This is a genomic window from Brevundimonas sp., assembly GCF_050729455.1.
In the GTDB taxonomy this organism is placed as follows: Bacteria; Pseudomonadota; Alphaproteobacteria; order Caulobacterales; family Caulobacteraceae; genus Brevundimonas.
On record NZ_JBOHLI010000015.1, the window covers coordinates 1 to 25,309 of the forward strand.

Annotated in this window: 24 protein-coding genes and 2 tRNA genes; 11 read left to right on the plus strand and 15 right to left on the minus strand. The window is 67.8% G+C overall.

The genetic code is table 11. The features are described 5' to 3' along the window. Nucleotides 1–240, minus strand: a 240-nt coding sequence (locus tag ACREEF_RS05645; RefSeq protein WP_431564622.1) for a CC_3452 family protein, incomplete at its 3' end; no start/stop codon positions are given. Nucleotides 241–357: 117 nt separating this feature from the next. Continuing rightward, nucleotides 358–963, minus strand: coding sequence for a TIGR00730 family Rossman fold protein (locus ACREEF_RS05650; RefSeq protein WP_431564623.1), 606 nt, complete (start codon nt 961–963; stop codon nt 358–360). An 82-nt stretch (nt 964–1,045) separates the two neighbouring features. On the opposite strand from ACREEF_RS05650, the gene ACREEF_RS05655 reads away from it, so the two are divergent. After that, the gene (locus tag ACREEF_RS05655) at nt 1,046–1,786 is read left to right on the plus strand and encodes a hypothetical protein (RefSeq protein ID WP_431564624.1); all 741 of its coding nucleotides are present in this window, start codon (nt 1,046–1,048) and stop codon (nt 1,784–1,786) included. A gap of 185 nt (nt 1,787–1,971) precedes the next feature. On the opposite strand, the gene ACREEF_RS05660 is transcribed toward ACREEF_RS05655, so the two are convergent. Next, nucleotides 1,972–2,046 (minus strand) — tRNA-Asn (locus ACREEF_RS05660). Between the two features lie 110 nt (nt 2,047–2,156). On the opposite strand from ACREEF_RS05660, the gene ACREEF_RS05665 reads away from it, so the two are divergent. Next, complete coding sequence (locus tag ACREEF_RS05665) at nt 2,157–2,966, plus strand: TrmH family RNA methyltransferase (protein ID WP_431564625.1); 810 nt, start codon at nt 2,157–2,159, stop codon at nt 2,964–2,966. A gap of 55 nt (nt 2,967–3,021) precedes the next feature. On the opposite strand, the gene ACREEF_RS05670 is transcribed toward ACREEF_RS05665, so the two are convergent. Continuing rightward, a tRNA-Cys gene (locus ACREEF_RS05670) sits at nt 3,022–3,095 on the minus strand. A 132-nt stretch (nt 3,096–3,227) separates the two neighbouring features. On the opposite strand from ACREEF_RS05670, the gene ACREEF_RS05675 reads away from it, so the two are divergent. From ACREEF_RS05675 to ACREEF_RS05695, 5 genes are all read left to right on the plus strand, one after another. Continuing rightward, nucleotides 3,228–3,857: a protein-L-isoaspartate O-methyltransferase family protein gene (locus tag ACREEF_RS05675; protein WP_431564626.1), complete on the plus strand. Its 630-nt coding sequence runs from the start codon at nt 3,228–3,230 to the stop codon at nt 3,855–3,857. A 137-nt stretch (nt 3,858–3,994) separates the two neighbouring features. Further along, complete coding sequence (locus ACREEF_RS05680) at nt 3,995–5,476, plus strand: TolC family outer membrane protein (RefSeq protein WP_431564627.1); 1,482 nt, start codon at nt 3,995–3,997, stop codon at nt 5,474–5,476. A gap of 185 nt (nt 5,477–5,661) precedes the next feature. Next, the gene (locus ACREEF_RS05685; protein WP_431564628.1) at nt 5,662–6,234 is read left to right on the plus strand and encodes a DUF2497 domain-containing protein; all 573 of its coding nucleotides are present in this window, start codon (nt 5,662–5,664) and stop codon (nt 6,232–6,234) included. Nucleotides 6,235–6,417: 183 nt separating this feature from the next. Next, nucleotides 6,418–9,183, plus strand: coding sequence for a valine--tRNA ligase (locus ACREEF_RS05690; RefSeq protein WP_431564629.1), 2,766 nt, complete (start codon nt 6,418–6,420; stop codon nt 9,181–9,183). Continuing rightward, nucleotides 9,180–9,914, plus strand: coding sequence for a TlyA family RNA methyltransferase (locus ACREEF_RS05695; RefSeq protein ID WP_431564630.1), 735 nt, complete (start codon nt 9,180–9,182; stop codon nt 9,912–9,914). Before ACREEF_RS05690 ends, ACREEF_RS05695 begins: the two co-directional genes overlap by 4 nt. A 74-nt stretch (nt 9,915–9,988) precedes the next feature. On the opposite strand, the gene ACREEF_RS05700 is transcribed toward ACREEF_RS05695, so the two are convergent. Further along, a complete protein-coding gene (locus tag ACREEF_RS05700; RefSeq protein WP_431564631.1) occupies nt 9,989–10,615 on the minus strand; it encodes a glycine zipper 2TM domain-containing protein in 627 nt (208 codons plus the stop codon). Nucleotides 10,616–10,772: 157 nt separating this feature from the next. Between ACREEF_RS05700 and ACREEF_RS05705 the strand changes: the two genes are divergently transcribed. Further along, the gene (locus ACREEF_RS05705; RefSeq protein WP_431564632.1) at nt 10,773–12,017 is read left to right on the plus strand and encodes a class I SAM-dependent RNA methyltransferase; all 1,245 of its coding nucleotides are present in this window, start codon (nt 10,773–10,775) and stop codon (nt 12,015–12,017) included. A 3-nt stretch (nt 12,018–12,020) separates the two neighbouring features. Here the strand turns inward: ACREEF_RS05705 and ACREEF_RS05710 are convergent, their stop codons facing one another. From ACREEF_RS05710 to ACREEF_RS05725, 4 genes are all read right to left on the minus strand, one after another. Next, a complete protein-coding gene (locus ACREEF_RS05710) occupies nt 12,021–13,097 on the minus strand; it encodes a PA0069 family radical SAM protein (protein WP_431564633.1) in 1,077 nt (358 codons plus the stop codon). An 80-nt stretch (nt 13,098–13,177) separates the two neighbouring features. Beyond that, nucleotides 13,178–13,960: a lysophospholipid acyltransferase family protein gene (locus ACREEF_RS05715; protein WP_431564634.1), complete on the minus strand. Its 783-nt coding sequence runs from the start codon at nt 13,958–13,960 to the stop codon at nt 13,178–13,180. Nucleotides 13,961–14,001: 41 nt separating this feature from the next. Then, nucleotides 14,002–15,060 carry a diguanylate cyclase gene (locus tag ACREEF_RS05720; RefSeq protein WP_431564635.1) on the minus strand — a complete coding sequence of 353 codons (1,059 nt, stop codon included), beginning with the start codon at nt 15,058–15,060 and terminating at the stop codon, nt 14,002–14,004. 97 nt (nt 15,061–15,157) lie between these two features. Further along, nucleotides 15,158–16,711 carry a DEAD/DEAH box helicase gene (locus ACREEF_RS05725; protein WP_431564636.1) on the minus strand — a complete coding sequence of 518 codons (1,554 nt, stop codon included), beginning with the start codon at nt 16,709–16,711 and terminating at the stop codon, nt 15,158–15,160. A gap of 217 nt (nt 16,712–16,928) precedes the next feature. Here ACREEF_RS05725 and ACREEF_RS05730 point away from each other — a divergent pair, with 217 nt between their 5' ends. Then, nucleotides 16,929–17,285, plus strand: coding sequence for a hypothetical protein (locus ACREEF_RS05730; RefSeq protein WP_431564637.1), 357 nt, complete (start codon nt 16,929–16,931; stop codon nt 17,283–17,285). A 46-nt stretch (nt 17,286–17,331) separates the two neighbouring features. Here the strand turns inward: ACREEF_RS05730 and topA are convergent, their stop codons facing one another. Continuing rightward, the gene (gene topA, locus ACREEF_RS05735; RefSeq protein ID WP_431564638.1) at nt 17,332–19,989 is read right to left on the minus strand and encodes a type I DNA topoisomerase; all 2,658 of its coding nucleotides are present in this window, start codon (nt 19,987–19,989) and stop codon (nt 17,332–17,334) included. 154 nt (nt 19,990–20,143) lie between these two features. Here topA and ACREEF_RS05740 point away from each other — a divergent pair, with 154 nt between their 5' ends. Next, nucleotides 20,144–20,362 carry a hypothetical protein gene (locus tag ACREEF_RS05740; RefSeq protein ID WP_431564639.1) on the plus strand — a complete coding sequence of 73 codons (219 nt, stop codon included), beginning with the start codon at nt 20,144–20,146 and terminating at the stop codon, nt 20,360–20,362. A 17-nt stretch (nt 20,363–20,379) separates the two neighbouring features. Here ACREEF_RS05740 and dprA read toward each other — a convergent pair whose 3' ends face one another. The 5 genes from dprA to ruvX are packed head-to-tail and all read right to left on the minus strand — an operon-like array spanning nt 20,380 to nt 24,899. Continuing rightward, nucleotides 20,380–21,465 carry a DNA-processing protein DprA gene (gene dprA, locus ACREEF_RS05745; RefSeq protein WP_431564640.1) on the minus strand — a complete coding sequence of 362 codons (1,086 nt, stop codon included), beginning with the start codon at nt 21,463–21,465 and terminating at the stop codon, nt 20,380–20,382. Further along, a complete protein-coding gene (gene plsY, locus ACREEF_RS05750; RefSeq protein ID WP_431564641.1) occupies nt 21,462–22,100 on the minus strand; it encodes a glycerol-3-phosphate 1-O-acyltransferase PlsY in 639 nt (212 codons plus the stop codon). Before plsY ends, dprA begins: the two co-directional genes overlap by 4 nt. Before the next feature lie 15 nt (nt 22,101–22,115). Next, complete coding sequence (gene pyrC / locus ACREEF_RS05755; protein WP_431564642.1) at nt 22,116–23,414, minus strand: dihydroorotase; 1,299 nt, start codon at nt 23,412–23,414, stop codon at nt 22,116–22,118. Further along, a complete protein-coding gene (locus ACREEF_RS05760; RefSeq protein WP_431564643.1) occupies nt 23,411–24,394 on the minus strand; it encodes an aspartate carbamoyltransferase catalytic subunit in 984 nt (327 codons plus the stop codon). Before ACREEF_RS05760 ends, pyrC begins: the two co-directional genes overlap by 4 nt. A 40-nt stretch (nt 24,395–24,434) precedes the next feature. Continuing rightward, a complete protein-coding gene (gene ruvX, locus ACREEF_RS05765; protein WP_431564644.1) occupies nt 24,435–24,899 on the minus strand; it encodes a Holliday junction resolvase RuvX in 465 nt (154 codons plus the stop codon). Nucleotides 24,900–25,018: 119 nt separating this feature from the next. Between ruvX and gatC the strand changes: the two genes are divergently transcribed. Further along, complete coding sequence (gene gatC / locus ACREEF_RS05770) at nt 25,019–25,306, plus strand: Asp-tRNA(Asn)/Glu-tRNA(Gln) amidotransferase subunit GatC (RefSeq protein WP_431564645.1); 288 nt, start codon at nt 25,019–25,021, stop codon at nt 25,304–25,306. The last annotated feature ends 3 nt before the right edge of the window (nt 25,307–25,309 follow it).

Genomic DNA, 25,309 nt, shown 5'->3' on the forward strand with positions numbered 1-25,309 from the left:
GCTGAAGGCCGTGACCGGGCCGAGCTTGGCGACCACGCGGCGGCAGGCGCGCGGGGCCGGCTGGCTGGTTCCGCCCGTGGCGGTGCAGGTCGCGCCTTCGCAGCGCCAGGCGGCGCCGTCGACGATGACGCGGCCGGCGGGGGCCTTGGCGGCGTCGGCCAGGGTCAGGCTGGTGGCCGGGGCGTTGGCGAAGGCGGGGGTGGCCGCGAACAGAATGGCGGCGGCGAGAAGAGCACGCATGGACAGGTCTCCGGTATGGGTAGGGCGCACGCCCTTGTGACGCCATAGTCCGTTTTTTTTAAAAACTGTCAATGCAGTTTCGAGGTAACGGATCGACGTTTACTGACCCACGTTTACTTACCGACGATCATGTTTCAAGTGGGGCGTTTCCTCGGCCATTTTCATGGCGGCGACGGCCTCCTCGACCGTATCGACGCTGATGTAGGCGTCCAGGAAGCTGGCGGGCGTCATGCCTTCCTCGACGCTGTGGCGGATCAGGGCGAAATAATTCTCCCAGAAACCGTTCAGGTTCAGGAAGATGACCGGCTTGGCGTGCAGGTCCAGGCGCTTCCACGACAGCAGTTCGATGGCTTCTTCCAGGGTGCCGATGCCGCCCGGCGCCACGACGAAAACGTCGGATTGATCATACATCAGCTGCTTGCGCTCGTGCATCGAGGTGACGACCACGGTCTCGACGTCGTCGAACAGGCGTTCGCGGCTGCGCAGGAAGGCCGGCATGATGCCGACGACGCGACCACCGGCCTCGTGCGCCGCACGCGCCGAGGCGCCCATCAGGCCCACGCCGCCGCCGCCATAGACCAGCCGCCAGCCCGCCTCGGCCGTCGCCTTGCCGAAGGCGCTGGCGGCCTGGACGTACTGCGGACGGGCGCCATCGGACGAGCCGCAGAACAGGCAGACAGAGCGGCCGTCGAAGGGGGCGATGGTGGCGGGCGGCAAAGACATGGGGCCTCGATACAGGAAGGAAGACAGGGCGGCGTCAGCCACGCTATCTGAGAGACACAGGCATATCGCTACGCGGGGCAGGATGAAACGTCGGATTGTCGTCGCATGGGCCGGCGCCGCACTGGTGCTGGCGGGCTGCAACGCTCCCGTGGAGCGTTCGCAGGACGAGGAAGCCCGTCAGGACGGCGGCTGGACGGCGGCGCCGCGCATCAGCGCTGTCGAACGCCAGGGCGCCGGTCTGGTCGTCCGCGGCGATGCGTCGCCGCGCGCGCGCGTCGTGCTGCGCGGGGATCAGGAAGCGGCCTTCGCAGCTGGGGCGGACGAATCCGGGCGATTCGAGTTGCGCGTCGGCGCCCTGCCGTCGGCCATGCTGCTGACGCCCGAGGTCCAGATCGGTCAGTTTCCCGCCCCGGGGCCTGAGCAGCTCGTTCTTGCCAACGAGGAAGCGATGCTGGCGGCATTGCTGATCCAGGGTGGGGCCAGCCGTCGCCTGTCACCCGGACCAGCGCTGGATTCGGTCGACGGCGACGGCCATGGGCTGGTGGTTTCGGGAAGGGCCGGGCCAGGCGCGCGCATCTCCGTGTCGGCCGAGGGCGGCGCGGCGGTGGAAGTCGTCGCCGATTCGAGCGGGCGCTGGACGGCGGCTCTGCCCGGCGTCGGGGATCGGGCCGCGAACATCACGGTGGGCGGCGCCTCTTTCGCCTATCCGGGTCCGGCCGCGGGTGAGGGCGTCGGCCGGATCGAGCGGTCAGGCGGCGGATGGCGGCTGACGCGGCTCCTGTCGCCGTCGGCGCGGCAGACCAGTTGGTTTCCCGACGCCTGATGGAGACAGAGGCGCATCATTAACGACCAATTAACCAAACCGGTCGATCAACGGGGCGTCTTCTTTTCTTTTGAGGACACCCACCATCACCGAACGACTTCAGCCCGGCGCGAAATGCGTCGGGCTTTTTTCTGCATCCCTGAAGGGGGATGGCTTCTTATCGATGTTTGGGAAAAACCCCCGAGTGGCTCCGCGGGTAGGATTCGAACCTACGACCAGCCGATTAACAGTCGGCTGCTCTACCACTGAGCTACCGCGGAACATCCCCTCGGGGGAGGCCGCCGTATAGCAGCGCCTTTTTGATTCATGCAACGGCTAAAACGCAGAAAACGCCGAAATTTATTCAACGGGTCAGGCTAAAAGGCTCGGCATGAATTTGATCCCTGTCTCCGATCCCGCCGATCCCTGCATTTCCGCCTTTCGCGATGTAAAGGAGCGCGACCTGACCGGCCGCCAGGGCCTGTTCGTCGCGGAGGGGGAGGTGGTGCTGCGGGTGCTGGCCTCGCCCGCCTCGCGCTGCGCGCCGGTGGCCGTCCTGATCGCCGAGAAGCGGCTGGAGGCCCTGCGTGACGCGCTGGAGCGGCTGCCGGAGGATGTGCCGGTCCATACGGCGCCGCAGGCGGTGCTGGACGCCATCGCCGGCTTCCACCTGCATCGGGGGATACTGGCGCTGGGGCGCAAGCCTGAGCCCCTTGGGCTTGAGGCCTGGCTGGACGTCTTGCCCGACCGCGCCGTGGTGGTCGGGGCCTGCGGCATCGGCAATCACGACAACATGGGCGGCCTGTTCCGCAACGCGGCGGCGTTCGGGGCGGCGGGGCTGCTGCTGGACGAGACCTGCTGCGATCCCTTTTACCGCAAGGCGATCCGCGTCTCGGTCGGGGCGGTGCTGCGGACGCCCTTTGTCGAGGGCGTGACGGCGGCGGCCATGGTCGAGGCGCTGGAGGCGCGCGGATTCGAGGTCCTGGCCCTGACGCCCTCGGCGACCGAGACGCTGTCCGAACTGAAACCGGCGCCGCGCTCGGCGATTCTGTTGGGATCGGAGGGGCCGGGTCTGCCGCCCGCAGTCATCGCCCGCTGCCGGCCGCTGGCGATCCGGATGTCGGGCGGATTCGATTCGCTGAATGTCGCGACGACCAGCGCGGTGGCGCTGCATCATCTGACCACGGCCAAGGCGCGCTAAGGGCGCTTTGGCGCCCCGGAGCGGGGAGGGAGTGGATTGTAGGGTTAGCTCGCGATGGAGGCCTGACCGGGAATCGAACCCGGGTGCAAGGATTTGCAGTCCTCTGCGTCACCACTCCGCCATCAGGCCGTTGGGCCCCCAAATCTGTGGGCCGCACCATCGCGAGGGGCGTCAGCTATCAGATCGCATTGTCGGCTGCAACGCACGGACCTATAAGCGCCGCAGATTTCTTCGCTTTGCTGAACTTAAGGACCTCGGAACATGGATTTCGCCGCAGCGCGCAAGGTCATGGTGGACTCACAGGTCCGCGTGAACGACGTCACGGACCGTGACCTGCAGGCCGCCATGGGCGCGGTCGAGCGCGAGCGATTCTGCGCCGCCGACCGCGCCTTCGCCGCCTATGCCGACAATGAACCGGAAATCGCTGGCGAGCGTCGCCTGATGCTGCCGCGCGATCTGGCCAAGCTGTTGCAGGCGCTGGACGCCCGCGCGGGCGAAAAGGCCCTGGTCGTCGCCGGGCCGTACGCCGCCGCGGTTCTGGCCCGCATGGGTTTGACGGTCACGGCCCAGGAATCGGACGCCGCCGTGTTCGAGGTCACGGGCGCGGCCCTGGCCGACGAAGGCGTGGCCACGGCGGTGGCGCCGCTGAATCAGCCGCAGGGCGAGGGTTATGACCTGATCGTCAGCGAAGCCGCCGTCCCGGCGCGTCCCGAATCATGGCTGGCGGCCCTGCGTCCCGGCGGCCGCCTGGCCGTGGTCGAGCGCTCGGGGCCGGTGGGCAAGGCCGTGCTCTATGTGCGGGGTCGCGACGGGGTTTCGCGTCGGGAGCTTTTCGATGCGACGCCGCCCGTATTGACAGAACTGGTTCCGGAGCCGTCTTTTGCACTCTGACTTGTTGAGTGAACGCGACGGAGTCCTGCGTCGCGAGCGTGAAGAAAACTTAACTGGCGCGGGGCGAGAGTAGCCGCCAACTACGCCATATAGGCACTAGGGGCGCGCCGTCGGGGGCGTCAGGCAGGAACAGGTTCATGTTGAAACGCTCGCGCTCGCTCGCGTCAGTCGCTCTGGTCGCTCTCGCCATGGGGGCCGGCGCGGCTCCGGCGTGGGCCGATACGCTGCAGGAAGCGATCGGCCTGGCCTATCGCACCAATCCGACGCTGCTGGCCCAGCGGGCTAATCAGCGCGCCCTGGACGAAACCATTGTTCAGGCCCGCGCCGGCCTGCGTCCGACCATCAGCGCTTCGGGCGGCGTCAGCTACACGCGCACAGACATCGACGGTCTGGGCGTGACGGAAAGCGACGGCGCCACCGCCAGCGTCAGCCTGGCTCAGGATATCTGGACCGCCGGCCGCACGGCGCGCGGCATCGACGCCGCCGAGGCCAATGTCCGCGCCGGTCGCGAGAACCTGCGCGAGATCGAACAGCAGGTGATGACCTCGGTCGTTCAGGCCTACGCCGACGTGGTGCGTGATATGGAGATCCTGCGCATCCGCCAGGAGAACATCACCGTCCTGCGTCGTCAGCTGGATGAATCCAACGCCCGCTTCGAAGTGGGCGAGATCACGCGCACCGACGTGGCGCAATCCGAGGCGCGTCTGGCCCAGTCCGACGCCGATCTGGCCAATGCCCAGGCGCAGCTGTCGGTGTCGCGCGCGGCCTATGCCGCCGTGGTCGGCCAGGCGCCGGCGAACCTGGATGCTCTGCCGATCCTGCCGGGGCTGCCGGCCGATTTCGACGGCGCTCTGGACGTGGCCCTGGCTGAGAACCCGGGCGTGCGCGCGGCCGGTTACGCCCTGCAAGCGGCGGAAGCCAATGTGGCGGCGGCGCGGTCCGAATACCTGCCGTCGGCGCGTCTGTCGGCCTCCTATGGCGGCACGGCCAACGACCTGTCGGGCTTTGACCTGACCGACCGCACCAGCTTCACGGCCGGCGCGACTGTGTCGGTGCCCCTGTTCACCGGCGGTCTGAATCGCTCGCGCGTGGCCCAGGCTCTGGAGCGCGCCAACGCGGCCCAGATCAGCGTCGAGGGCGAGCGTCGCGACGTGCTGCAGACCGTCAGCTCGACCTACGCCCAGACCATTGCCGCCAGATCGACCCTGCAAGCGGGCCAGGAAGCGGTGCGCGCCGCCTCGGTCGCCGCCGAGGGCGTGCGTCAGGAGGCCCAGGTCGGCCTGCGCACCACGCTGGACGTGCTGAACCAGGAGCTGGAGCTGCGCTCGGCCCAGGTGACCCTGGCCAGCGCCCATCGCAACCAGTACGTCGCTCAGGCCCAACTGCTGGCCGCCATGGGGCGTCTGGGCGGGCCGAACCTGGATCCGTCGATCGACGCCTACGACGCCGAGAACAATTACAACTCGGTGCGCAACCGCGGCGGCCTGCCGTGGGACGGCGTGGTCGAGACGCTGGATCGCCTTGCTTCGCCGGGCATCACGCCCGCCGCCGACGCCGAGGACGCGCCGATCGACACCCAGCTGAAGGGCGAAATCGTCCGTACCGCGCCGGGCGCCTGAGCCGCGTTTTAGCGTGACAGGCGAAAAACGTCCGTTGATTCCGACGGGCGTTGGTGCGACGACAGGGCAGGGGTTGGGCGAGTCTGCTGGTTCGATCCCTGATCGTCGTGCGCCGCTCGGCGCCGGCCCGGCGGTCGTTGAGTTCAAGCTCCAAAGTCGCCCCCAAGGTTCGCCCAAGGTTCGCCATGACCGATCAGACCGCTCAAGAACCGACGATGGAAGAAATCCTGGCGTCGATTCGCCGGATCATCTCCGAGGACGACGCGCCGGCCGAGGCCGCTGCTGCTGCGCCGGAACCCTTCGTGGAAGCTGCGCCCGAGCCAGAGCCGGTCGTCAGCGTCGCCGAACCCGAGGCGCCCCTCATCGTCGAGGATGACGTTCTGGAACTGAGCGAACCCTATGAAGCGCCGGCCGCTGAGCTGATCGGCGATCTGGACGTCGCCGAGGCGGCGCCGTTCCCGGCCGTCGTCGAGCCGGAACCCGCGCCCGCCCTGGAATACGACTCCCTGGTCGGAGAAAGCGCCGCCGCCAGCGCCGCCTCGGCCTTCGCCGGCCTGGCCGCCACCTTCCAGAAGCCGGAAGCGCCCGTCGCTGCCGCGCCGCAGGACCTGCCTTTCGTCAGCGGCAACACGGTCGAAGCCATGGTTCAGGCCATGCTGCGCCCGATGCTGAAGGATTGGCTGGACGCCAACCTGCCGGGCATCGTCGAGGCCCAGGTACGCAAGGAAGTAGAACGCATCGCCCGCAACGCCGGCTAGCCCTTCGCTTCACCAGACACTAAGTCACAGAGGGCGGCTCCGGCGGGGCCGCCCTTTCGCGTTCAAAAATCACCCTCAAGCAGCGACGCGCCGCGCGTGGAGCGCTAGGGAAAGAAAAACAGACGCCCTCATGCAGCGACGCACCGTGTGCGGAGCGGTAGGGCCACAAGAATGATGATGACCATGCTCGAGAAGACTTTCGAACCCCAGGCCGCCGAACCGCGCCTCTACGCCCTGTGGGAAGAGAGCGGCCTGTTCGCGCCGCGCGCCGCCAAGGCCACCGACGGCGCCGCCGACGCCTATTCGATCGTCATTCCGCCGCCGAACGTGACCGGTTCGCTGCACATCGGCCACGCGCTGAACAATACGCTTCAAGACATTTTGGCCCGCTATCACCGGATGAAGGGCAAGGCCGTGCTGTGGCTGCCCGGCACCGACCACGCCGGCATCGCCACCCAGATGGTGGTCGAGCGCCAACTGGCCGCCGCGGGCAGCCCCGGACGTCGCGACATGGGCCGCGACGCCTTTGTCGACAAGGTCTGGGAGTGGAAGGCGGAATCGGGCGGCACCATCGTGCGCCAGCTGCGCCGGCTGGGCTCGTCCTGCGACTGGTCGCGCGAGCGCTTCACCCTCGACGAGGGGCTGAACGCCGCTGTCCGCAAGGTCTTCGTCAAGCTGCATCAGGATGGCCTGATCTATCGCGACAAGCGGCTGGTGAACTGGGACCCGCATTTCCAGACCGCCATTTCCGATCTGGAAGTCGAGCAGCGCGAGCAGGACGGCCACTACTGGCACTTCGCCTATCCGCTGGCCCCCGATGAAGACGGAAAGCCCGTCACCTATGAGCATCCGGTCGCCTTCGACGAGGACGGCAAGGCCACCGAGTTCGAGACCCGCGGCTTCATCGTCGTGGCCACGACCCGGCCTGAAACCATGCTGGGCGACACCGGCGTGGCGGTTCACCCCGAGGATGAGCGCTATGCGGATCTGGTCGGCAAGGACGTCATCCTGCCGATCACCGGTCGTCGCATTCCCATCGTCGCCGACGACTACGCCGATCCGACCAAGGGTTCGGGCGCGGTGAAGATCACCCCGGCGCACGACTTCAACGACTTCGGCGTCGGCAAGCGCGCCGGTCTGGCCGCGCTGAACGTGATGGACGCCTTCGCGCGCATCACCAATGACGACGTGCCGGAAATCCCCGCCGATCTGGTCGGTCTGGATCGCTTCGCCGCGCGCAAGGCCATCATCGCCCGCGCGGAGGAAGAGAACTGGCTGCGCGAGATCGAAAAGACGAAGCACGTCGTTCCGCACGGCGACCGCTCGGGCGTGGTCATCGAGCCGTGGCTGACGGACCAGTGGTACGTCGACGCCCACACCCTGGCCCAGCCGGCGCTGAAGGCGGTGGAGGAGGGCGCGACCGTCTTCGAGCCCAAGAGCTATGAGAAGATCTATTTCGAATGGCTGCGTAACATCGAGCCGTGGTGCATCTCGCGCCAGCTCTGGTGGGGACACCGCATTCCGGCCTGGTACGGCCCAAACGGCGAGATCTATGTCGCCGAGACGGAAGAAGACGCCCGCGAACAGGCGATGTCGGACTATGATTCCGAGGTCGTGCTGCATCAGGACGAGGACGTTCTCGACACCTGGTTCAGCTCGGCCCTGTGGCCCTTCTCGACCATGGGCTGGCCCGAGAAGACCGAGGATCTGCAGCGCTTCTATCCGACCAGCGATCTGGTGACGGCGGCGGACATCATCTTCTTCTGGGTCGCCCGGATGATGATGATGGGCCTGCACTTCATGGACGGCGAAGTCCCGTTCAAGCGGGTCATCATCAATGGTCTGGTCCGCGACGAGAAGGGCCAGAAGATGTCGAAGTCCAAGGGCAACGTCATCGACCCTCTGGGCATCATCGACGAGCTGGGCACCGACCCGCTGCGTTTCACCATGGCCATTCTTTCGGGCACGCGCGACATCAAGTTGTCGAAGCAGCGTATTGAAGGCTATCGCAATTTCGGCACCAAGCTGTGGAACGCCGCGCGCTTCAGCCAAATGAACGAGGCCAAGCGGGTCGAGGGCTTTGATCCCGCGACCGTCGAGCAAACCATCAACCGCTGGATCTGCGGCGAACTGACCAAGGCCGAACGCGCCGTGTCGGACGCCATTGAGGGCGGCCGCTTCGACGACGCGGCGGGGGCGCTCTACCGTTTCGTCTGGAACGTCTTCTGCGACTGGTATCTGGAGCTGGCCAAGCCGGTGTTCAACGGCGCCGATGAGGCCGCCAAGGCCGAGACACGCGCCATGACCGCCTGGACCATCGACCAGACGCTGAAGCTGCTGCACCCGGTCATGCCCTTCATCACCGAAGAGCTGTGGGCCGAACTAGGCAAGGAAGGCCCGGCGCGCGACAGTCTGCTGATCGGCGCCGAATGGCCCATCCTGCCGGACGCCTTCATTGACAAGGCTGCGGAAGGCGAGATCGGCTGGCTGGTCGATCTGGTCGGTGAAATCCGCGCCCTGAGGGCCGAGATGAACGTGCCGCCGTCGGCCAAGCCGCCACTGGCCTTCGTCGCGCCCGACGCCGTGAACGCCGAGCGCATCGCGCGTCACCGCGACCTTCTGCTGACCCTGGGCCGCGTGTCCGAGATCGCGACGGCCGAGACCGCGCCCGCCGGGGCCGTGACCTTCGTCTCGGGCGGAACCACGGCGGCCCTGTCGCTGGCCGGGATCATCGACCTGACCGCCGAACGCGCACGTCTGGAGAAGGAGATCGCTGTCTTCGAGAGCGATATCGGCCACGTGAACAAGAAGCTGGGCAACCCCAACTTCGTGTCGCGCGCCGCGCCGGAAGTCGTCGACGAGCAGCGCGCCAAGCTGGCCGAAGCCGAAGAGGGCAAGGCGAAGCTGCAAGCCGCCCTGGCCCGTCTGGACGCGATGGCCGGGGCGTGAGGAAGGTCCGTCTGGATCAACTGCTGGTCACACGCGGCCTGGCCGAAAGCCGGGCCAAGGCCAAGGCCGCTGTCGAGGCGGGCGGCGTCACCGTGGACGGCGCGCCGGCCAAGTCGGCGTCGCAGACCGTCAGCGACGACGCCGAGATCGGCTATGCCGCCGCCCACCGCTGGGTCGGGCGCGGGGCGCTGAAGCTGGAACGCGCGCTGGACCTGTGGCCGGTCGCGGTTGAGGGGCGGACGGTGCTGGATGTCGGGGCCTCGACCGGCGGCTTCACCGAGGTCTGTCTGGATCGTGGGGCGGCCAAGGTCTTCGCCGTGGATGTCGGCTACGGCCAGATGCACCCCAAGGTCGCGGCCGATCCACGCGTGGTCAATCTGGAACGAACGGATGCGCGGAACCTGACGTCCGCCGTCATTCCCGAAGCGCCGTCGCTGATCGTCTGCGACGCCAGCTTTATCGGTCTGTCGAAGGTGTTGCCCGCCGCGCTTGAGTTGGCGACGCCGGACGCGGACCTGATCACCCTGGTCAAGCCGCAGTTCGAAGGGGCCGGTCCCAAGGACGCCGGCAAGAAAGGCGTAGTCAAGGATCCCGAAGCCCGTGCGGCGGCGGTGGAAGGCGTCCGCGTCTGGCTGGAAAGCGTCGGCTGGTCCGTGCGGGAAACGGCCGAAAGTCCGATCACCGGGGGCGACGGCAATGTTGAGTTCCTGATGTGGGCGCGACGGGCATAGCGCCAAAAATATAGAGGGCCGCCGGATCACCCGGCGGCCCTCTTCACGTCGTGGATCGACAGGGGGGCTGAAACTTAATCCACGACGCGATAGCGGCCGTTCTGGTCGGGGCAGGTGCGCACGTAGCGCGTCTCGCTGCGACCGTCGGGCAGACGAATGACGCTCTCGGCGAGGCGGCATTGGTCGTTGTTCTGATTTTGGTAGCGATAGTCCGGGGCGGGTTGGGTGTAGCCCTGATCGTACTCACGGTAGTCCCGGCCATAGCCGTCGTCATAGCGACGGTCGTAGCCGCGGTTGTCGTAGCCGTAGGCCGGCGGGACATAGGTGCCGCCATAGGGCTGGCTGTAGCCGGACGAACGATAGCGGCTGTCGCAGTTGGCCGAGCTGTTGCCCACGCCGGCGCCGATGGCCGCGCCGAGCACGCCGCCCAGGACGCTGCCTTCGGTGCGGCGGCCGCGCGCCGCCAGTCGCGAGCCGGCGACGGCGCCGATGGTGGCGCCGAGCACGCCGCCCGTCGTCGCCCGATTTCGCTGATCGCCGACGCAGGGATCGTTGTAGCGACCCTGCGAGCCGTAGCTGTTGTAGGCCGGAGGATAGCCGTAGCCATAGGTCTGGGCGCTGACGACACCCGGAGCCACCAACGAGCCGGCAACCGCGAGGGCGGCGACAGCGGAAGCTTTTTTGGACAGATGACCGATCATCTTATTCGTTCCCTGTGACAGAGCCTGCAGCTGAACGGCTTCGGTGCGCTGTCTGTTGCACCGAGAGATAGACGGGCGAAGCTGAACGGCTTTTGATCGGCCTGTTCATCTTCGTTCAGGTTTCAGATTCTGCGCGAGAGCGGGTAGAAGCCGCGCCATGACGCAAACGCTGAAGATAGCCCGCATGGGCCACCAGGGCGACGGGATCGCCGAAACGCCCAACGGCCTCGTCTTCGTGCCGGGCGCCCTGCCGGGTGAAACGATCTCGGCCGAGGTCAAGGACGGGCGGGTCGAGCAGTTCGACCTGATCGAAGCCAGCCCTGACCGCCGCCCGATCCATTCGGAAACCTATGCCGAGTGCGGCGTCGCGCCGCTGCAGCACTGGGCGGACGAACCCTATCTGGCGTGGAAGCGCGAGGTGGTGATCCAGACGCTGGCGCGTGAAGGTATAGAGACCGAGGTCGAGGCCACCGTCGCCGTGCCACAGGCCAGCCGCCGCCGGCTGGCGCTGCACGCGCGCAGCGGCCCGGGTGGCCGCGTCCTGCTGGGCTTCAAGGCGCGCCGGTCGTGGCGGCTGGTCGAGTTGACCGACTGCCCGGTGTCGGACCCCGCGCTGACGGCGGCCTTGCCGGCGCTGGCCAAGGTGGCGGCGCCCTTCCTGGGGCATCCCAAATCGGCGCCGACCCTGCATGTGACCCTGACCGACACTGGGTTGGACGTGGACGTGACCGGCGTCGAGAAGAGGTCGGGCGGACTGACGGCGGATGTGACGGCGCGGGCTATTGCAGCGGCGGCGGAGGCCGGTCTGGCAAGGCTTAGCCTGGACGGCGACACCCTGGTCATGGCGCGCCAGCCGCGCATCACTTTCGGCCGGGCGACCGTGCCCCTGCCGCCCGGCGCCTTCCTGCAGGCGGCCCCTGCGGCCGAGGCGGCCATGGTCAGCCGGGCTGTGGAAGCGGTGAGGGGGGCCAAGAAGGTCGCTGACCTGTTCTGCGGCGCCGGCACATTCACCTTCCCCCTGGCCGAGGTGGCCAGCGTCTTGGCCGCGGATTCGTCGGCGGCGTCGATTGCGGCGCTGAAGGCTGGCGTTTCCACGGCTCAAGGCCTGAAGACCATCGAGGCCCAGGCGCGCGACCTGTTCCGTCGGCCGCTGTCGCCCTACGATCTGAAGGGCTGCGAGGCCATCGTGATCGACCCGCCGCGCGCCGGGGCGCTGGAACAGACCCAGCAACTGCCCGGGACCAAGGCCGGCGTCGTCGTCGGGGTCTCCTGCAATCCTCAGACCTTCGCCCGCGACGCCCGCGTCCTTATCGACGGCGGCTTCCGGCTGGAGAAGGTCACGCCCATCGACCAGTTCCTGTGGTCCACCCACGTCGAACTGGTGGGCGTTTTCCGCCGCTAGGCGTCAGGACGCCAGGTCGAACAGGTCCATCTGCGGCCTCATGTCGGGCGGGACGCGGAACCGGGTCACGTCCAGCGGCGTGCGAGGGGCGTCGAGGCCGTAGCGTCTGATCGCCGCCTTGAAGCGGGCGGCGATCAGTTCGGCGACGGGGCCCGTCCCTTTCATGCGCTGGGCCCAGTCGGGGTCGTAGTCCTTGCCGCCGCGCGTCTGGCGGATCAGAGACATGACGCGGGCCGCGCGCTCGGGTCGGGCGTCGGCCAGCCACTCGCGGAACAGGTCCTTGATCTCGAGCGGAAGGCGCAGGGTCACGTACATGGCCGACGCAGCGCCGGCCTTCTGGGCCGCCTCGAGGATGGATTCCATCTCATGGTCGTTCAGGCCGGGGATGACGGGGGCGAAACCGACGCCGACCGGCACGCCCGCGTCAGCCAGACGGCTGATCGCCTCCAGCCGCTTGGCGGGGGTGGAGGCGCGCGGCTCCATCGCCCGGGCCAGGCCGCGATCCAGGGTGGTGATGGAGACGAAGGCGGAAGCCAGTCCGTCGCGGCCCATAGGCCCCAGAATGTCCTCGTCGCGGGCGATCAGCACCGACTTGGTGATGATGCTGAACGGCTGGTTGAACCGCTGCATGACTTGCAGGATCGAGCGCGTCGATTGGGTCTCGCGCTCGACCGGCTGATAGGGATCGGTGTTGCCGCCTATGTGGATGCGTTTGCAGACGTATCGGGGCCTGGCGAGCTCCTGTTCCAGCAGACGCGCGGCTTCGGGCTTGAAGAAGATCCGGCTCTCGAAATCCAGACCCTGGGATAAGCCCATCCAGGCATGGGACGGACGGGCGTAGCAGTAGATGCAGCCATGTTCGCAGCCCTTGTAAGGGTTGATGGAGCGATCGAAGCCGACGTCGGGACTGGTGTTACGGGCGATGATGGTGCGCGCGTGTTCGGGCGAGAGGGTGGTGCGAAGCGGCGCGGCCGCTTCGTCCTGATCCGTCCAGCCGTCGTCGAATTCCTCGCGCCGGTCGGCTTCATACCGGCCCGAGTCGTTGGAGCGTGCGCCGCGTCCTTTCATCGCCGTTCTCATGCCGGGAGCATGGCACGAGTTTGGAACAAATCAAGAACAAAATAGACGCCGCCATGGGTGAGGTCCGGCGCGGGCCGCAATCAGGCTGCTGTAGCTGCCGCTGCGAGCGCGGTTTCGTGGGGCGTTGGAACCTGAATGGCGTGAGCGACCGGGCGGCCGGTGGCCTCGGCGATCAGTTCGGCGGTCTTGCCTTCGATGGCGGCTTCGAGACGGGCCAGGAACTCGTCCTTGGCCAGACCGGTCGGGATGGAGTCGAGGAACTCCAGCGTGGCGGTCCCGGGCGTCTTGCGGGAGGCTTCCTGCGGCCAGAACAGGCCGAGGTTGGTGGCCAGGGGCACGACCGGCATGTCGAAGTCGCGGTACATGTGCCAGACGCCCGAGCGATAGCGGAACTTCTCGCCGATCTTGGCCAGATGGCCCTCGGGATAGATCAGGATCTTGCGGCCTTCGCGGTGGGCGTCGGCGGCGCGTTCCTTGAGCGCGGCGCGGGCCGTGTGGCCGCCGCAACTGTTGACGACGATGGCGCCCAGCTTGGTCAGCACCGTGCCGAGCAGCGGGAATTTCTCGAGGTGGTCGCCGGTGACGAAGGCCAGGTCGTCGAACTGGTCATAGGTGGCGAAGCCGTCGCCCCAGCTCTGGTGCTTGGAGGCGACGATGAAACCGCCTTGCGGCAGGCGCTCCCTGCCGCGCACCTGCAACCGGATGCCGGCGAACAGGGCCATGGCCTGCACCATGCGGCGCACATAGCGGCGAATGATCCAGCTGGTCGCGCGGCGACCGGGCGCGAGGGCGGCGAAGGCCGCCGCCAGGCAATAGACGATCGAGAGGGCCCAGTAGGCGAGGTTGAAAGCGAAGCTTCTCATCCCGCCGTTATGACACGGTCGGGGGGCGGTTGGGCAACCGCTTAGGCGGCGGCTTGGGCCATGAGCTCGGCGTTGGTGACGCAGTTCCGGCCGCCGCGCTTGGAGGCGTAGAGGGCTTCGTCGGCGCGCTCCAGCACGCTCAGGGCGGTTTCACCGGGACGACGTTCGGCGAAGCCGACCGAGATGGTCACGGCGCCCAGGTCGTCGTTGGTGGAGCGGCGGCGCAGCGAACGCGAGGCGATCTCTTCGCGGATGGCGTTCAGCGCGGCCTCGACCGTGCCGGGCGTCTCGCCGGGGAAGATGACTGCGAACTCCTCGCCGCCATAGCGGGCGGCGACGCGCGGGTTGCGCGCGATGCGCCCCAGGACGCTGGCGACGTAGCGCAGCACCTGATCGCCGGTCTGGTGTCCCCAGGTGTCGTTGAAGCGTTTGAAATGGTCGATGTCGACGATGGCCAGGGTGACGGGTTTTCCGCCCGCTTCCGCTTCTTCGCAGATGCGGGCCAGCTGTTCGTCGAAGGTCTTGCGATTGGCCAGATTGGTCAGGGCGTCGGTCATGGCGTCGCGGCGCACCTGTTCCAGGTGTTCGCGCAGGCGGACGACTTCGCGGTTGGAGGACTCCAGCCGTTTTTCCAGCGCGGAGGTGTGGCGCTGGACCTTGCGGGTGGCGCTGGACAGGGTGCTGACGATTTCCGTGAGGTCAGTCGGTCCTGCTGCGTCCTGCATCTTGGCCGAGGCGTGGCTCAGAGTTTCGCCATAGGCGGTCTGGGTCTTGCGCGCATTGTCGATGGCTTCGGCCACGGCGGCGAGTTCGCGGTTCAGCACGGCCCCGACGTCACGGATTTCCTCGGACAGGCGGCCGCGCGGCAGGAATTCGGCGGCCAGCATTTCAGCCGTGGCGTCCGTGAAGGGCGCGTCGCCCGACAGCAGCCGCTGAAGCTCGCGCCCCAGCGGCCCCTCGGAATCGCTGACGTAGTGCAGCCACAGCTCGAAATTCAGCGGGGTCGGCCAGACTGAAGCTTGCTGCATCGCATCCACGACGCGGTGCGCGAGCGCATATGCCTCCGGTCCCCGAAGGGCGGTTTCGACCTGCGCCGTCATTCTGTTCCTCGCCCCCTGGTTCCAGTAGGGGAAATCTCTAGGACAGCGATCCGTAATGAGCAGTTAAGCTGGCCGCTGAAACGGCCGTTTCACCGTCTCAGTCCGAGAAGACCACTGGCCGGCGCAGGAAGGCGGGAATGTCGTCGCCGAAACCACCGCGAGCGGCCTGGACGGGCTGCTCCCTGGGCTGTTCGGGCTTCTTCGCTTCGCGGGGAGCATGGTCGCGGGTGCGCTCGCGGCGCGAAGGCGTGGCCTTGGCGGGAGCGGCCTCGGCTTCGGGCGCCGTTGCTGCGGCGACGATTTCCGCAGCCTCGACGGCGGCTTCGGGCCGGGTCGAACGACGGCTGCGCGAACGGCGCGGGGCCTCCTCGGCGCTGTCGGCTTGCGGCGCCGCGCGGGCGATCGGTTCCATCGAGGCGATGTTGTCGCTCTTGGAGATGGGGCGCGGGCGGTCGCTGCGGCTGCGGCCGCGGCCCTTGGAATCGTCGCTGCGGGGACGGTCCTTGATGGCGGCGAAGTCGATGCCTTCCAGCGTCAGCTCCTGCGGCGCCATCTTGATCAGCTTCAGCACCTTATCCAGCGACTTGTCGTCGGACGGAGTGACGATCATGAAGGCCTCGCCCTTGCGGCCTGCGCGGCCCGTGCGGCCGATGCGGTGCACATAGTCGTCGGCGTGGTGCGAGACGTCGTAGTTGAACACGTGGCTGACGTCGGGGATGTCCAGGCCGCGCGCGGCGACGTCCGAGGCCACCAGAATCTTCAGGTCACCGGCGCGGAAGTCGGCCAGGGTCTTCATGCGCAGCGACTGATCCAGGTCGCCGTGGATCGGCGCGGCGTCGAAGCCGTGCGTCTTCAGCGATTTGGCGACGATGTCGACTTCCGACTTGCGGTTGCAGAAGACGATGCCGTTCTTGACCTCGGCCCTTTCGATCAGGGCGCGCAGCGCCGTGCGTTTGGCCTTGGGGTCGCTGGTCGGGATGCGGACCAGATACTGGGTGATGGTGTCGGCGGTCATGGCCGGACGCGAGGCCTCGATCCGGGTCGGATCCTTGAGGAACTGCGTGGTCAGGCGCGTGATCTCAGGCGGCATGGTGGCCGAGAAGAACAGGGTCTGACGGCGCGGCGGCGTCAGCTTGAAGATGCGCTCGATGTCGGGGATGAAGCCCATGTCGAGCATACGGTCAGCCTCGTCGACGACCATCATCTCGACGCCGGTCAGCAGGATCTTGCCGCGTTCGAACAGGTCCAGCAGACGGCCAGGCGTGGCGATCAGGACGTCGACGCCCTTGTTCAGCAGGGCGACCTGGTCGCCCATGGACACGCCGCCGATCAGCAGCGCCCAGTTGAGCCTGGTGCCCTTGGCGTATTTGGCGAAGTTCTCGGCGACCTGGTCGGCCAGTTCGCGGGTCGGGGCCAGGACCAGGGCGCGCGGCATACGGGCGCGGGCGCGGCCGGAGCCGAGCCGGTCGATCATCGGCAGGGTGAAGGCGGCGGTCTTGCCGGTGCCGGTCTGGGCGATGCCCAGAACGTCGCGGCCGGCCAGGGCCACCGGAATGGCGGAGGCCTGAATGGGGGTGGCTTCGGTGTAGCCCGTATCGGCGACCGCTTTCAGGGTCGTGGCCGAAAGGCCCAGCTTGGTGAATTCTGTCATGTAACCTTGAGGACGGAGGAAACGTCGTAACGTCTTCGACTTACGGAACCGCCCCTCGTGGGCGAGTGGGCGGCGCGCATCGCCAGTCCTATCCCGAGCCTGCGGCGGTATATGGAAACCCCTACGCCTCAGTCAAGTATTTCCGTTCGGGAACCAGACGGTTGGCAAAACCTTACTGGCCTGTAATGTCGCCTGTGGGGAAGGGAAGGGTTGTCGTATGCGTATGAAAACGCTTGCGTTCGCCTTGGCTGCCAGCTGCGCGATCGCGCTGCCGGCCCAGGCGGAGATGGAGTCAGCTTTCGGAAACACCGTGATCTCCCACTATCCGGATGGAGCGTGGGTGAAGCACTGGTTTGACCGGGACGGCAGCTATCGGGCGCTGTTTTCCGATGGGCGTCGGTTGACGGCGCGCTGGGCCGTCGAGGGCGAACGAGTCTGTCTGAACGGAATTCGACCGAGGATGCTGCTATCGCGGTTCTGCACGACGCTGGTTGAAGCGTCGATCGGCCATACATGGCCAGGGCGCGATCCGCTGGGGCGCCGGGTTCGCAACGAGCTGGTGGCCGGGCGCTAGATGCGCTCCCGGTCCGCTGGGCGAACCGGGAGGCGTCATCACGATCTTACTCGGCGGCTGCCTTCTTGGGTGCGGCCTTCTTCGCAGCCGGCTTCTTGGCGGCGGGTTTCTTGGCCGCTGCGGGCTTTTTCTCGGCGACGGCCTTGGCCGGAGCCTTCTTCGCGGCGGGCTTCTTGGCGGCCGTCGCCTTCTTCTTCGGCGCCGCGCCGGCCTTGGCGGCCAGCAGGGGCAGGGCGGCTTCCAGCGTCAGGTCTTCCGGCGTCATGCCCTTGGGCAGGGTGGCGTTGACCTTGCCCCATTTGACGTAGGGGCCGAAGCGTCCGGCCATGACCTGAACGGGGGCTTCGTCTTCCGGGTGGGCGCCCAGTTCCTTCAGCGGCGCCGTGGCCGAGCCGCGACCGGGACGACCGGCGCGCTTTTCAGCCAGCAGGGCGACAGCGCGGTTGATCCCGACCTCGAACACCTCGTCGATGTCCGAGACATTGGCGTAGGTGCCGGCGTGCAGGACGAATGGGCCGTAGCGGCCCAGACCCGCCGTGATCATCTTGCCGTCCTCGGGGTGAGGGCCGACTTCGCGCGGCAGAGCCAGCAGGCGCAGGGCCTGTTCCAGCGTCAGCGACGCCGGGCTCCAGCCCTTGGGCAGGGACGAGCGCTTGGGCTTTTCCTCGCCGGGCGGCGTGGTTTCGACATAGGGGCCGAAGCGACCGATCTTGAGCTGCACGGGCTGGCCGGTCGACGGATCGACGCCCAGTTCGCGGTCGCCGCCGTCCGCGCCGCCTTCGGCGCCGTCAGGCGAGGCCACGGGGCGGGTGTACTTGCAGTCGGGATAGCGCGAGCAGCCGATGAAGGCGCCGAAGCGGCTGGTCTTCAGGCTGAGTTGGCCCTGATGGCACAGGGGGCATTCGCGCGGGTCCGAACCATCGCCCTTGTCCGGGAAGATGTGGGCGCCTAGGGCGTCGTTCAGATGATCGAGGATCGCCGTGGTGCGCAGTTCGCCGGCGGCTTGCGTCGCGGCGTGGAAGTCGGTCCAGAAGCTGCGCAGCAGCGCCTTCCAGTCCAGTTCGCCTGCCGAGACCTCGTCCAGCTGCGTCTCCAGCGCGGCGGTGAAGTCGTATTCGACCCAGCGAGTGAAGAACTGCTCCAGGAAGGCCGTGACCAGCCGTCCCTTGTCCTCGGGATAGAAGCGGTTCTTGTCCATGCGGACGTATTCGCGGTCGCGCAGGGTCGTCAGGATCGAGGCGTAGGTCGAGGGACGACCGATGCCCAGCTCTTCCAGCTTCTTGACCAGGGTGGCTTCCGAGAAGCGCGGCGGCGGTTCGGTGAAGTGCTGGTCGGTGCGGATGGCTTCGACCTTGGCCTTGGCGCCTTCCTTCAGCGCGGGCAGGCGACCGCCTTCGTCCTCGTCGTCCTCGGCCCCCTTCTGCTTCTCGTCGCGGCCTTCTTCATAGGCGGCGATGAAGCCGTCGAAGACCACGACCTGGCCGGTGGCGCGCAGGCCGGTCTGGCCGTCGGGGGTCTCGATCTCGACCGTGGTGCGGTCCAGACGCGCGCTCTCCATCTGCGAGGCGACCATGCGCTTCCAGATCAGCTCGTAAAGGCGCTGCAGGTCGCCTTCGAGGCGCAGGCTGTCAGGGTGGCGCGCGATGTTGGTCGGGCGGATGGCTTCGTGCGCTTCCTGAGCGTTCTTGGCCTTGGTCTTGTAGTAGCGCGGCTCGGCCGGGACGTAGGCGGGGCCAAAGCGGTCGGCGATGACTTCGCGCGCCTGGGCGATGCCCTCGGGACTGACGAACAGGCCGTCGGTACGCATGTAGGTGATCAGGCCGCCGGTGTCGTCGACGCCTTCATACAGCTTCTGCGCCGCCTGCATGGTGCGCTGGGCGGTGAAGCCCAGCTTGCGCGAGGCTTCCTGTTGCAGGGTCGAGGTGGTGAAGGGCGGGGCGGGCGAACGCTTGGCGGGCTTCTTCTCAACCGACTTGATGGTGAAGTCGCCAGCCTTGATGGCGTCGCGCGCGGCGAAGGCCATCTCCTCGGTCGGGATGTCCAGGCGCTGGATGCGCTTGCCGGCGTGCTTGACCAGGCGGGTGGTGAAGGGCGGGCTGTCAGCGACCAGATCGGCCTCGACCGACCAGTATTCCTGGGCCTTGAACTTCTCGATCTCCATCTCGCGATCGACGACAATGCGCAGGGCGACCGACTGCACCCGGCCCGCCGAGCGGGCGCCGGGCAGCTTGCGCCACAGCACGGGCGACAGGTTGAAGCCCACCAGATAGTCCAGCGCGCGGCGGGCCAGATAGGCCTCGACCAGCTCCATATCCAGCTGACGCGGATTGGCCATGGCCTCCAGCACGGCGGCCTTGGTGATGGCGTTGAAGGTGACGCGCTGGACCTCGGTGTCCTTCAGCGCCTTCTTTTTGTTCAGGACTTCCAGAACGTGCCAGCTGATCGCCTCCCCCTCACGGTCGGGGTCGGTCGCGAGGATGACGCGGTCGGCGCGCTTGGCCGCCTCCGCGATTTCGGACAGGCGCTTGGACGCCTTGGCGTCGACCTCCCACTGCATGGCGAAATCTTCGTCGGGCAGGACGGAGCCGTCCTTCGACGGCAGGTCGCGGATATGGCCGTAGGAAGCCAGCACCTCGTAGCCGGAGCCCAGGTATTTATTGATGGTCTTGGCCTTGGCGGGGCTCTCGACGATGACGAGATTCATGGCGCTCTGTTCGGGAAATCGGGGCGCGAACGTGGTTGGCGTCGCGAGGGAAGTCAATCGCATGGATGCAGGGCGACTACCTGAAGGCGTTTATTCACCTTGTCGCGCTATTAAAGGTTGTGCATTAATCATGAGCACAATCAGGAGCGAGACGATGTCGAGCCAAAGCGCCCAGGGACCGCTGCAGCAACGTGTTTCGACGGCCAGGCGGGCCGCGCAGCCTGCCCCGGACCTGACCGATTATCCCGTGCGAGAATATGTCACGGCCATGGCGCTGGAGCTGGCCCGGATGGCGCGCTGGGACGGGGATGAGGCTCTGGCCGGAGCGCTGGAAGCTGCATCGACGATGGCTTCGGCCGCGACGGCGAAATAGCTCGCCTGTAGCTGCCGTCAGGCGGAGGCCAGGCCTCCGGGCAAGAGCGTCGCTCGACCGGAAAGGCTCAACTCCAGCAGGGCGGCGGCGACGACGCCAATCGGCAGGGCCAGCGCTCGGGCCAGTTCGTCGCGCGGCGCGGGCGTGGGGGACAGCAGGGCCGCGACCTGTTCGATGAGGACTTCGTCCAGATCGTCCGGCGCGCCGTTGAAGGGCGAATCAGCCGGCGGCTCGCGCAGGGTCCGCAGAGTGCTGAAGGCGCGCTCCACGTCCTCAAGTCCCTCGCACAGGATGGCGCCCTGACGTAGCAGTTCGTTGGGGCCTTTGGAGCGCGGGTCCAGCGGCGAACCCGGCACGGCGAAGACGTCGCGCCCCTGTTCATTGGCCAGACGGGCGGTGATCAGGGAGCCCGAGCGGATTTCCGCCTCGACCACGATCACCCCGCGCGACAGGCCCGAGATGATGCGGTTGCGACGGGGGAAGTCGCGGGCCTGGGCGCGGGCGCCGACGGGGCTTTCCGAGACGATGCAGCCCTGTTCGGCGATCTGGCGATAGAGGTCGGCGTTGTCGGAGGGATAGACGTCGTCCACGCCGCCGCCGAGGACCGCGACTGTGCCGGTCGGCAGGGCGCCTTGGTGGGCGGCCGCGTCGATGCCGCGCGCCAGACCCGAGATGACGACGTGGCCCGCTTCGCCCAACTGTTGCGACAGGCCGCGCGCGATGCGCTGGCCGCCCGCCGAGGCGATGCGGGCGCCGACCACGCCGACGCAGGGACGCGACAACAGACTGGCGTCGCCGCGCGTCCACAGCAGGGGCGGCGGCGGATCGACGGCGGCCAGCATGTCGGGATAGGCGGCGTCGCCCAGCAGGATCAGCCGCGCGCCGATGCGCTCGCCCGCCGCCAGTTCGGCTTCGACGCGCTCGACGGCGGGCAGGGCGTAGCCGTCGCGGCCGCTGCGACGCACCAGATCAGGCAGGGCCTCGATAGCGCGGGCGGCCGAGCCGAAGCGTTGCAGCAGTTGGGAAAAGGCCACGGGGTCGACGCGGTCGGTGCGGGCCAGCCGAAGCCGGGCGAAACGCTCGGCGTCGGAAAGCGGGCTCAAGCCTTTTTGGCCCCGATCTTGGGCTCAGCGCCTTTCAGCAGCCGGCCGATGTTTTCGTGATGGCGGATATAGATCAGGACGGCGGTGAAGACGGCCAGGATCAGAATGGGCGCGGGGGCGGGCAGGCCCAGCATTGGCAGAGGCAGCAGGGCGTAGAGCGGGGCCGCCGCCGCCGCGATCAGGGCCGCCAGCGAGGAATAGCGCAGGGCGAAGGCCACGATCAGCCAGGTCGCCGCCGCCATCAGGCCCAAGGGCCAGCAGGCGGCCAGGATCAGGCCGAAGAAGGTCGCGACCCCTTTTCCACCCTTGAAGCCCAGCCAGACGGGAAAGAGGTGCCCCATGAAGGCCGCGCCGCCGGCGATGGCGCCCGCGGCTTCGCCGCCGAACAGGTGTCGCGCGATCAGCAGGGCGACCGCGCCCTTGCCGGCGTCGAGGATCAGGGTGGCGATGGCCAGATCCTTGCGGCCGGTCCGCAGGACGTTGGTCGCGCCGATATTGCCCGAGCCGATCTTGCGAACGTCCCCGGCGCCCGCGGCGCGCGTCAGGATGACCCCGAACGGAATCGAGCCGAGCAGGTATCCGCCGATAGCCACAAGCCCGAGCGTCAAAAGCGCCGGCGCCGCCAGATCCTGCAAGTGATTCGCTCCCGTTTAGCGTGCGTCGTGGACGATGCGTCCCCCGACGACCGTGAGCAAGACCTTCCCTTGCAGACGACGGCCGTCAAAGGGCGAATTCTTCGATTTGGAGCGAAGCGTGGCCGCATCGACCACAACCGGAGCATCTGCGTCGAACAGGACGAGGTCGGCGGGCGCGCCCTGGGCCAGAACGCCAGCGTCCAGACCCAGAAGGCCGGCGGGGCCCTGTGTCAGCGGACGCAGCACGTCCAGCAGGTCCAGCCCATGCTCATGATGCAGCATCAGGGCGGCGGGCAGCAGGGTCTCCAGCCCCACGGCGCCGGGCGCGGCCTCGGCGAAGGGGCGGCGCTTGTTCTCGGCGGGCTCGGGGGCGTGGGCCGAGGTGATGGCGTCGATCAGGCCGTCGCGAACGGCCTCGACCAGGGCCTGACGATCGCTCTCGGCGCGCAGCGGCGGGTCCAGCCGATAGAAGGTCCGGTAGTCGCCGATGTCGATCTCGTTGAAGCAGAGGTGGTTGATCGACACCGAGGCCGAGACCTCGAGCCCACGCGCGCGGGCTCTCGCCAGGGTTTGCAGCGCGCCCTCGGTCGAGATCTGATCGACCAGGAAGCGGGCGCCGGTCTGTTCGACCAGGGCCAGGTCGCGCTCCAGCTGGATGCGCTCGGCGATGGCGGGGGCGCCGGACAGGCCGAGGCGCGTCGCCAGTTCGCCCGAGGTGGCGACGGCGCCCTCCGACAGCCAGGGCTCGGCCGGGCGGCAGGCGATCAGGGCGTTGAAGGCGGCGGCGTAGCTCATCGCCCTTTGCAGGGTGCGGGTGTTGACGATGACCCGGTCGCCGTCGGTGAAATAGAGGGCGCCCGCTTCGTGCATCAGGCCGATCTCGGCCATGCGCTGACCATCGCGGCCTTGCGTTGCGGCGCCCGCCGCACGGACGTTGACCAGTTCGAGCGCCGCACCGCGCCGCTGGATGTGGTCGATCAGGGCGGGATCGTCGATGGCCGGGTCGGTGTCGGGCTGGACCACGATCGTGGTGACGCCGCCCGCCGCCGCCGAGAGGCTGGCTGACTTGAGCGTCTCCTTGGGCTCGTTGCCCGGCTCGCCGGTCTTGACGCGAATGTCGATCAGGCCGGGGGCCAGGCAGCGGCCTTGCGCGTCGATGACGGTGACGCCTTCGGGACGCTGGGTCGCCTGACCGTGGACGACCTCGACGATGCGGCCGTCCTGGATCAGGATCGCGCCGGGGCCGTCATAGTCGGTCGCGGGGTCCAGCAGGCGGGCGTTGACGATGGCGAGCGTGTTCGGAGCGGCGGTCATGCGGCGGCTCCGGCGCGGCGGTGGGCGAGGGCGGCCAGAACGGCCATGCGGGCGGCGACGCCCATCTCGACCTGATCCTGGATCAAGGAGACGCTGAGGTCGTCGGCCACGTCGGAGTCGATCTCGACGCCCCGGTTCATCGGGCCCGGGTGCATGACCTTGGCGTTGGGGGAGGCCCAGGCCAGCTTCTCGCGGTCCAGACCCCAGAAACGGAAATACTCGCGGGTCGAGGGGATCAGGGCGCCGGTCATGCGTTCCAGCTGAAGACGCAGCATCATGACCACATCGCAGCCGGCCAGGCCTTCCTTCATGTCGTGGAAGACCTCGCAGCCCCAGCGGTCGGCGTCGCCCGGCACCAGGGTCGGCGGACCGATCAGGCGCACGCGCGCGCCCATCATCGACAGCAGGGCGACGTTGGAACGGGCCACGCGGCTGTGGGCGATGTCGCCGCAGATGGCCACGGTCAGACCGCCGACGTCGCCGAAGGCGCGGCGTAAGGACAGCAGGTCAAGCAGGGCCTGGGTCGGGTGTTCATGACGACCGTCGCCGGCGTTGACGACGGCGCAGCCGACCTTTTGCGACAGCAGGTCCACGGCGCCCGACGACGAGTGGCGGACCACCAGGATCTCGGGCTTCATCGCGTTCAGCGTCACCGCCGTGTCGATCAGGGTCTCGCCCTTGGCGACCGAGGAGGCCGAGACCGGCATGGTCACCACGTCGGCGCCCAGGCGCTTGGCGGCGATCTCGAACGAGGAGCTGGTGCGGGTCGAGTTCTCGAAGAAGAGGTTCACGACCGTCTGGCCGCGCATCAGGTCGATGCCCTTGGCCGACTGTCGATTGAAATCGACGAAGGCGTCGGCGAGATCCAGCAGCGCCAGAGCGGCGGGCGGGTTCAGATCGCCAGCGGCGAGGAAGTGATCGCGAGGGAACGGCAGCAGCCGTTCCTCGATGGTTTCGGTGACGGAAGCGGCATGGGTCATCGAGACGCCGCTATAAGCCCGACTCTCTCCGAGGGGAAGGTCAGGCGCGCAGTCGGTCCAGCGCGCCCTGCAGAATCCAGGCGGCGGCGGTGCGGTCCACCACGTCGGCGCGGCGTTTGCGGGTCAGGTCCAGTTCTTCGATCAGGAAGCGCTCGACCGCCGTGGTCGACAGACGCTCGTCCTGGAAGGCGACGTTGACCGGGCGCAGGCGCTCCAGATTGCGGGCGAAGGCGCGGCAGGACTGAGCGCGCGGCCCCTCGGTGCCGTCCATGTTCAACGGCAGGCCGATGATCAGGGCCGAGACGTTGCGGCCGTTCATCAGCTTGATCAACTGCTCGGCGTCCTGGGTGAATTTCGTCTTGCGGATCAGCTGTAGCGGACTGGCGATCATGCGGCTGGTGTCGGACACCGCCACGCCGATGGTGTTCTCGCCCAAATCCAGCCCGATCCACGGGGTGTCGGGCGGGCAGGCGGCGGGCAGGTCGGTCAGGTCGAATACGGGCACGGCCTCCCCATATTGCAATGCGGAACGCTTGTCGAAGCCGCATCGGGCGGTTAACCCACGACAAGAGTCAGTCTGGGCGACTCCCTTGCGCCCGGGCCGGATGAATTTCGGAGATTTCCATGGCTATCGACGCCGCGACGGTGAGGCGTGTCGCCCACCTCGCCCGCATCAAGACCCCCGAGGACCGCCTGGAGCCGCTGGCCCAGGAGCTGAACGGCATCCTGAACTGGATCGAGCAGCTGAACGAGGTCGACGTGCAGGGTGTCGAGCCGATGACCTCCAACGTCGCCCAACCGCTGCGCCTGCGCGAAGACGTCGTCACCGACGGCGGCAAGGTGGACGCGGTCCTGTCGAACGCCCCGAAGTCGGCTGACGGCTTCTTCGTCGTGCCCAAGGTGGTCGATTAAGCC

Bases quoted from the DNA above. Each gene is read 5' to 3' on its own strand.
- ACREEF_RS05725 (WP_431564636.1), bottom strand. From the start codon at position 16,711: ATGACAGAATTCACCAAGCTGGGCCTTTCGGCCACGACCCTGAAAGCG.
- ACREEF_RS05705 (WP_431564632.1), top strand. From the start codon at position 10,773: ATGACGCAAACGCTGAAGATAGCCCGCATGGGCCACCAGGGCGACGGG.
- ACREEF_RS05760 (WP_431564643.1), bottom strand. From the start codon at position 24,394: ATGACCCATGCCGCTTCCGTCACCGAAACCATCGAGGAACGGCTGCTG.
- ACREEF_RS05715 (WP_431564634.1), bottom strand. From the start codon at position 13,960: ATGAGAAGCTTCGCTTTCAACCTCGCCTACTGGGCCCTCTCGATCGTC.
- pyrC (WP_431564642.1), bottom strand. From the start codon at position 23,414: ATGACCGCCGCTCCGAACACGCTCGCCATCGTCAACGCCCGCCTGCTG.
- ACREEF_RS05665 (WP_431564625.1), top strand. From the start codon at position 2,157: ATGAATTTGATCCCTGTCTCCGATCCCGCCGATCCCTGCATTTCCGCC.
- ACREEF_RS05685 (WP_431564628.1), top strand. From the start codon at position 5,662: ATGACCGATCAGACCGCTCAAGAACCGACGATGGAAGAAATCCTGGCG.
- ACREEF_RS05655 (WP_431564624.1), top strand. From the start codon at position 1,046: ATGAAACGTCGGATTGTCGTCGCATGGGCCGGCGCCGCACTGGTGCTG.
- topA (WP_431564638.1), bottom strand. From the start codon at position 19,989: ATGAATCTCGTCATCGTCGAGAGCCCCGCCAAGGCCAAGACCATCAAT.
- ACREEF_RS05680 (WP_431564627.1), top strand. From the start codon at position 3,995: ATGTTGAAACGCTCGCGCTCGCTCGCGTCAGTCGCTCTGGTCGCTCTC.
- ACREEF_RS05675 (WP_431564626.1), top strand. From the start codon at position 3,228: ATGGATTTCGCCGCAGCGCGCAAGGTCATGGTGGACTCACAGGTCCGC.
- ACREEF_RS05710 (WP_431564633.1), bottom strand. From the start codon at position 13,097: ATGAGAACGGCGATGAAAGGACGCGGCGCACGCTCCAACGACTCGGGC.
- ACREEF_RS05700 (WP_431564631.1), bottom strand. From the start codon at position 10,615: ATGATCGGTCATCTGTCCAAAAAAGCTTCCGCTGTCGCCGCCCTCGCG.
- ACREEF_RS05650 (WP_431564623.1), bottom strand. From the start codon at position 963: ATGTCTTTGCCGCCCGCCACCATCGCCCCCTTCGACGGCCGCTCTGTC.
- ACREEF_RS05720 (WP_431564635.1), bottom strand. From the start codon at position 15,060: ATGACGGCGCAGGTCGAAACCGCCCTTCGGGGACCGGAGGCATATGCG.
- gatC (WP_431564645.1), top strand. From the start codon at position 25,019: ATGGCTATCGACGCCGCGACGGTGAGGCGTGTCGCCCACCTCGCCCGC.
- ACREEF_RS05740 (WP_431564639.1), top strand. From the start codon at position 20,144: ATGTCGAGCCAAAGCGCCCAGGGACCGCTGCAGCAACGTGTTTCGACG.
- ACREEF_RS05690 (WP_431564629.1), top strand. From the start codon at position 6,418: ATGCTCGAGAAGACTTTCGAACCCCAGGCCGCCGAACCGCGCCTCTAC.
- ACREEF_RS05730 (WP_431564637.1), top strand. From the start codon at position 16,929: ATGCGTATGAAAACGCTTGCGTTCGCCTTGGCTGCCAGCTGCGCGATC.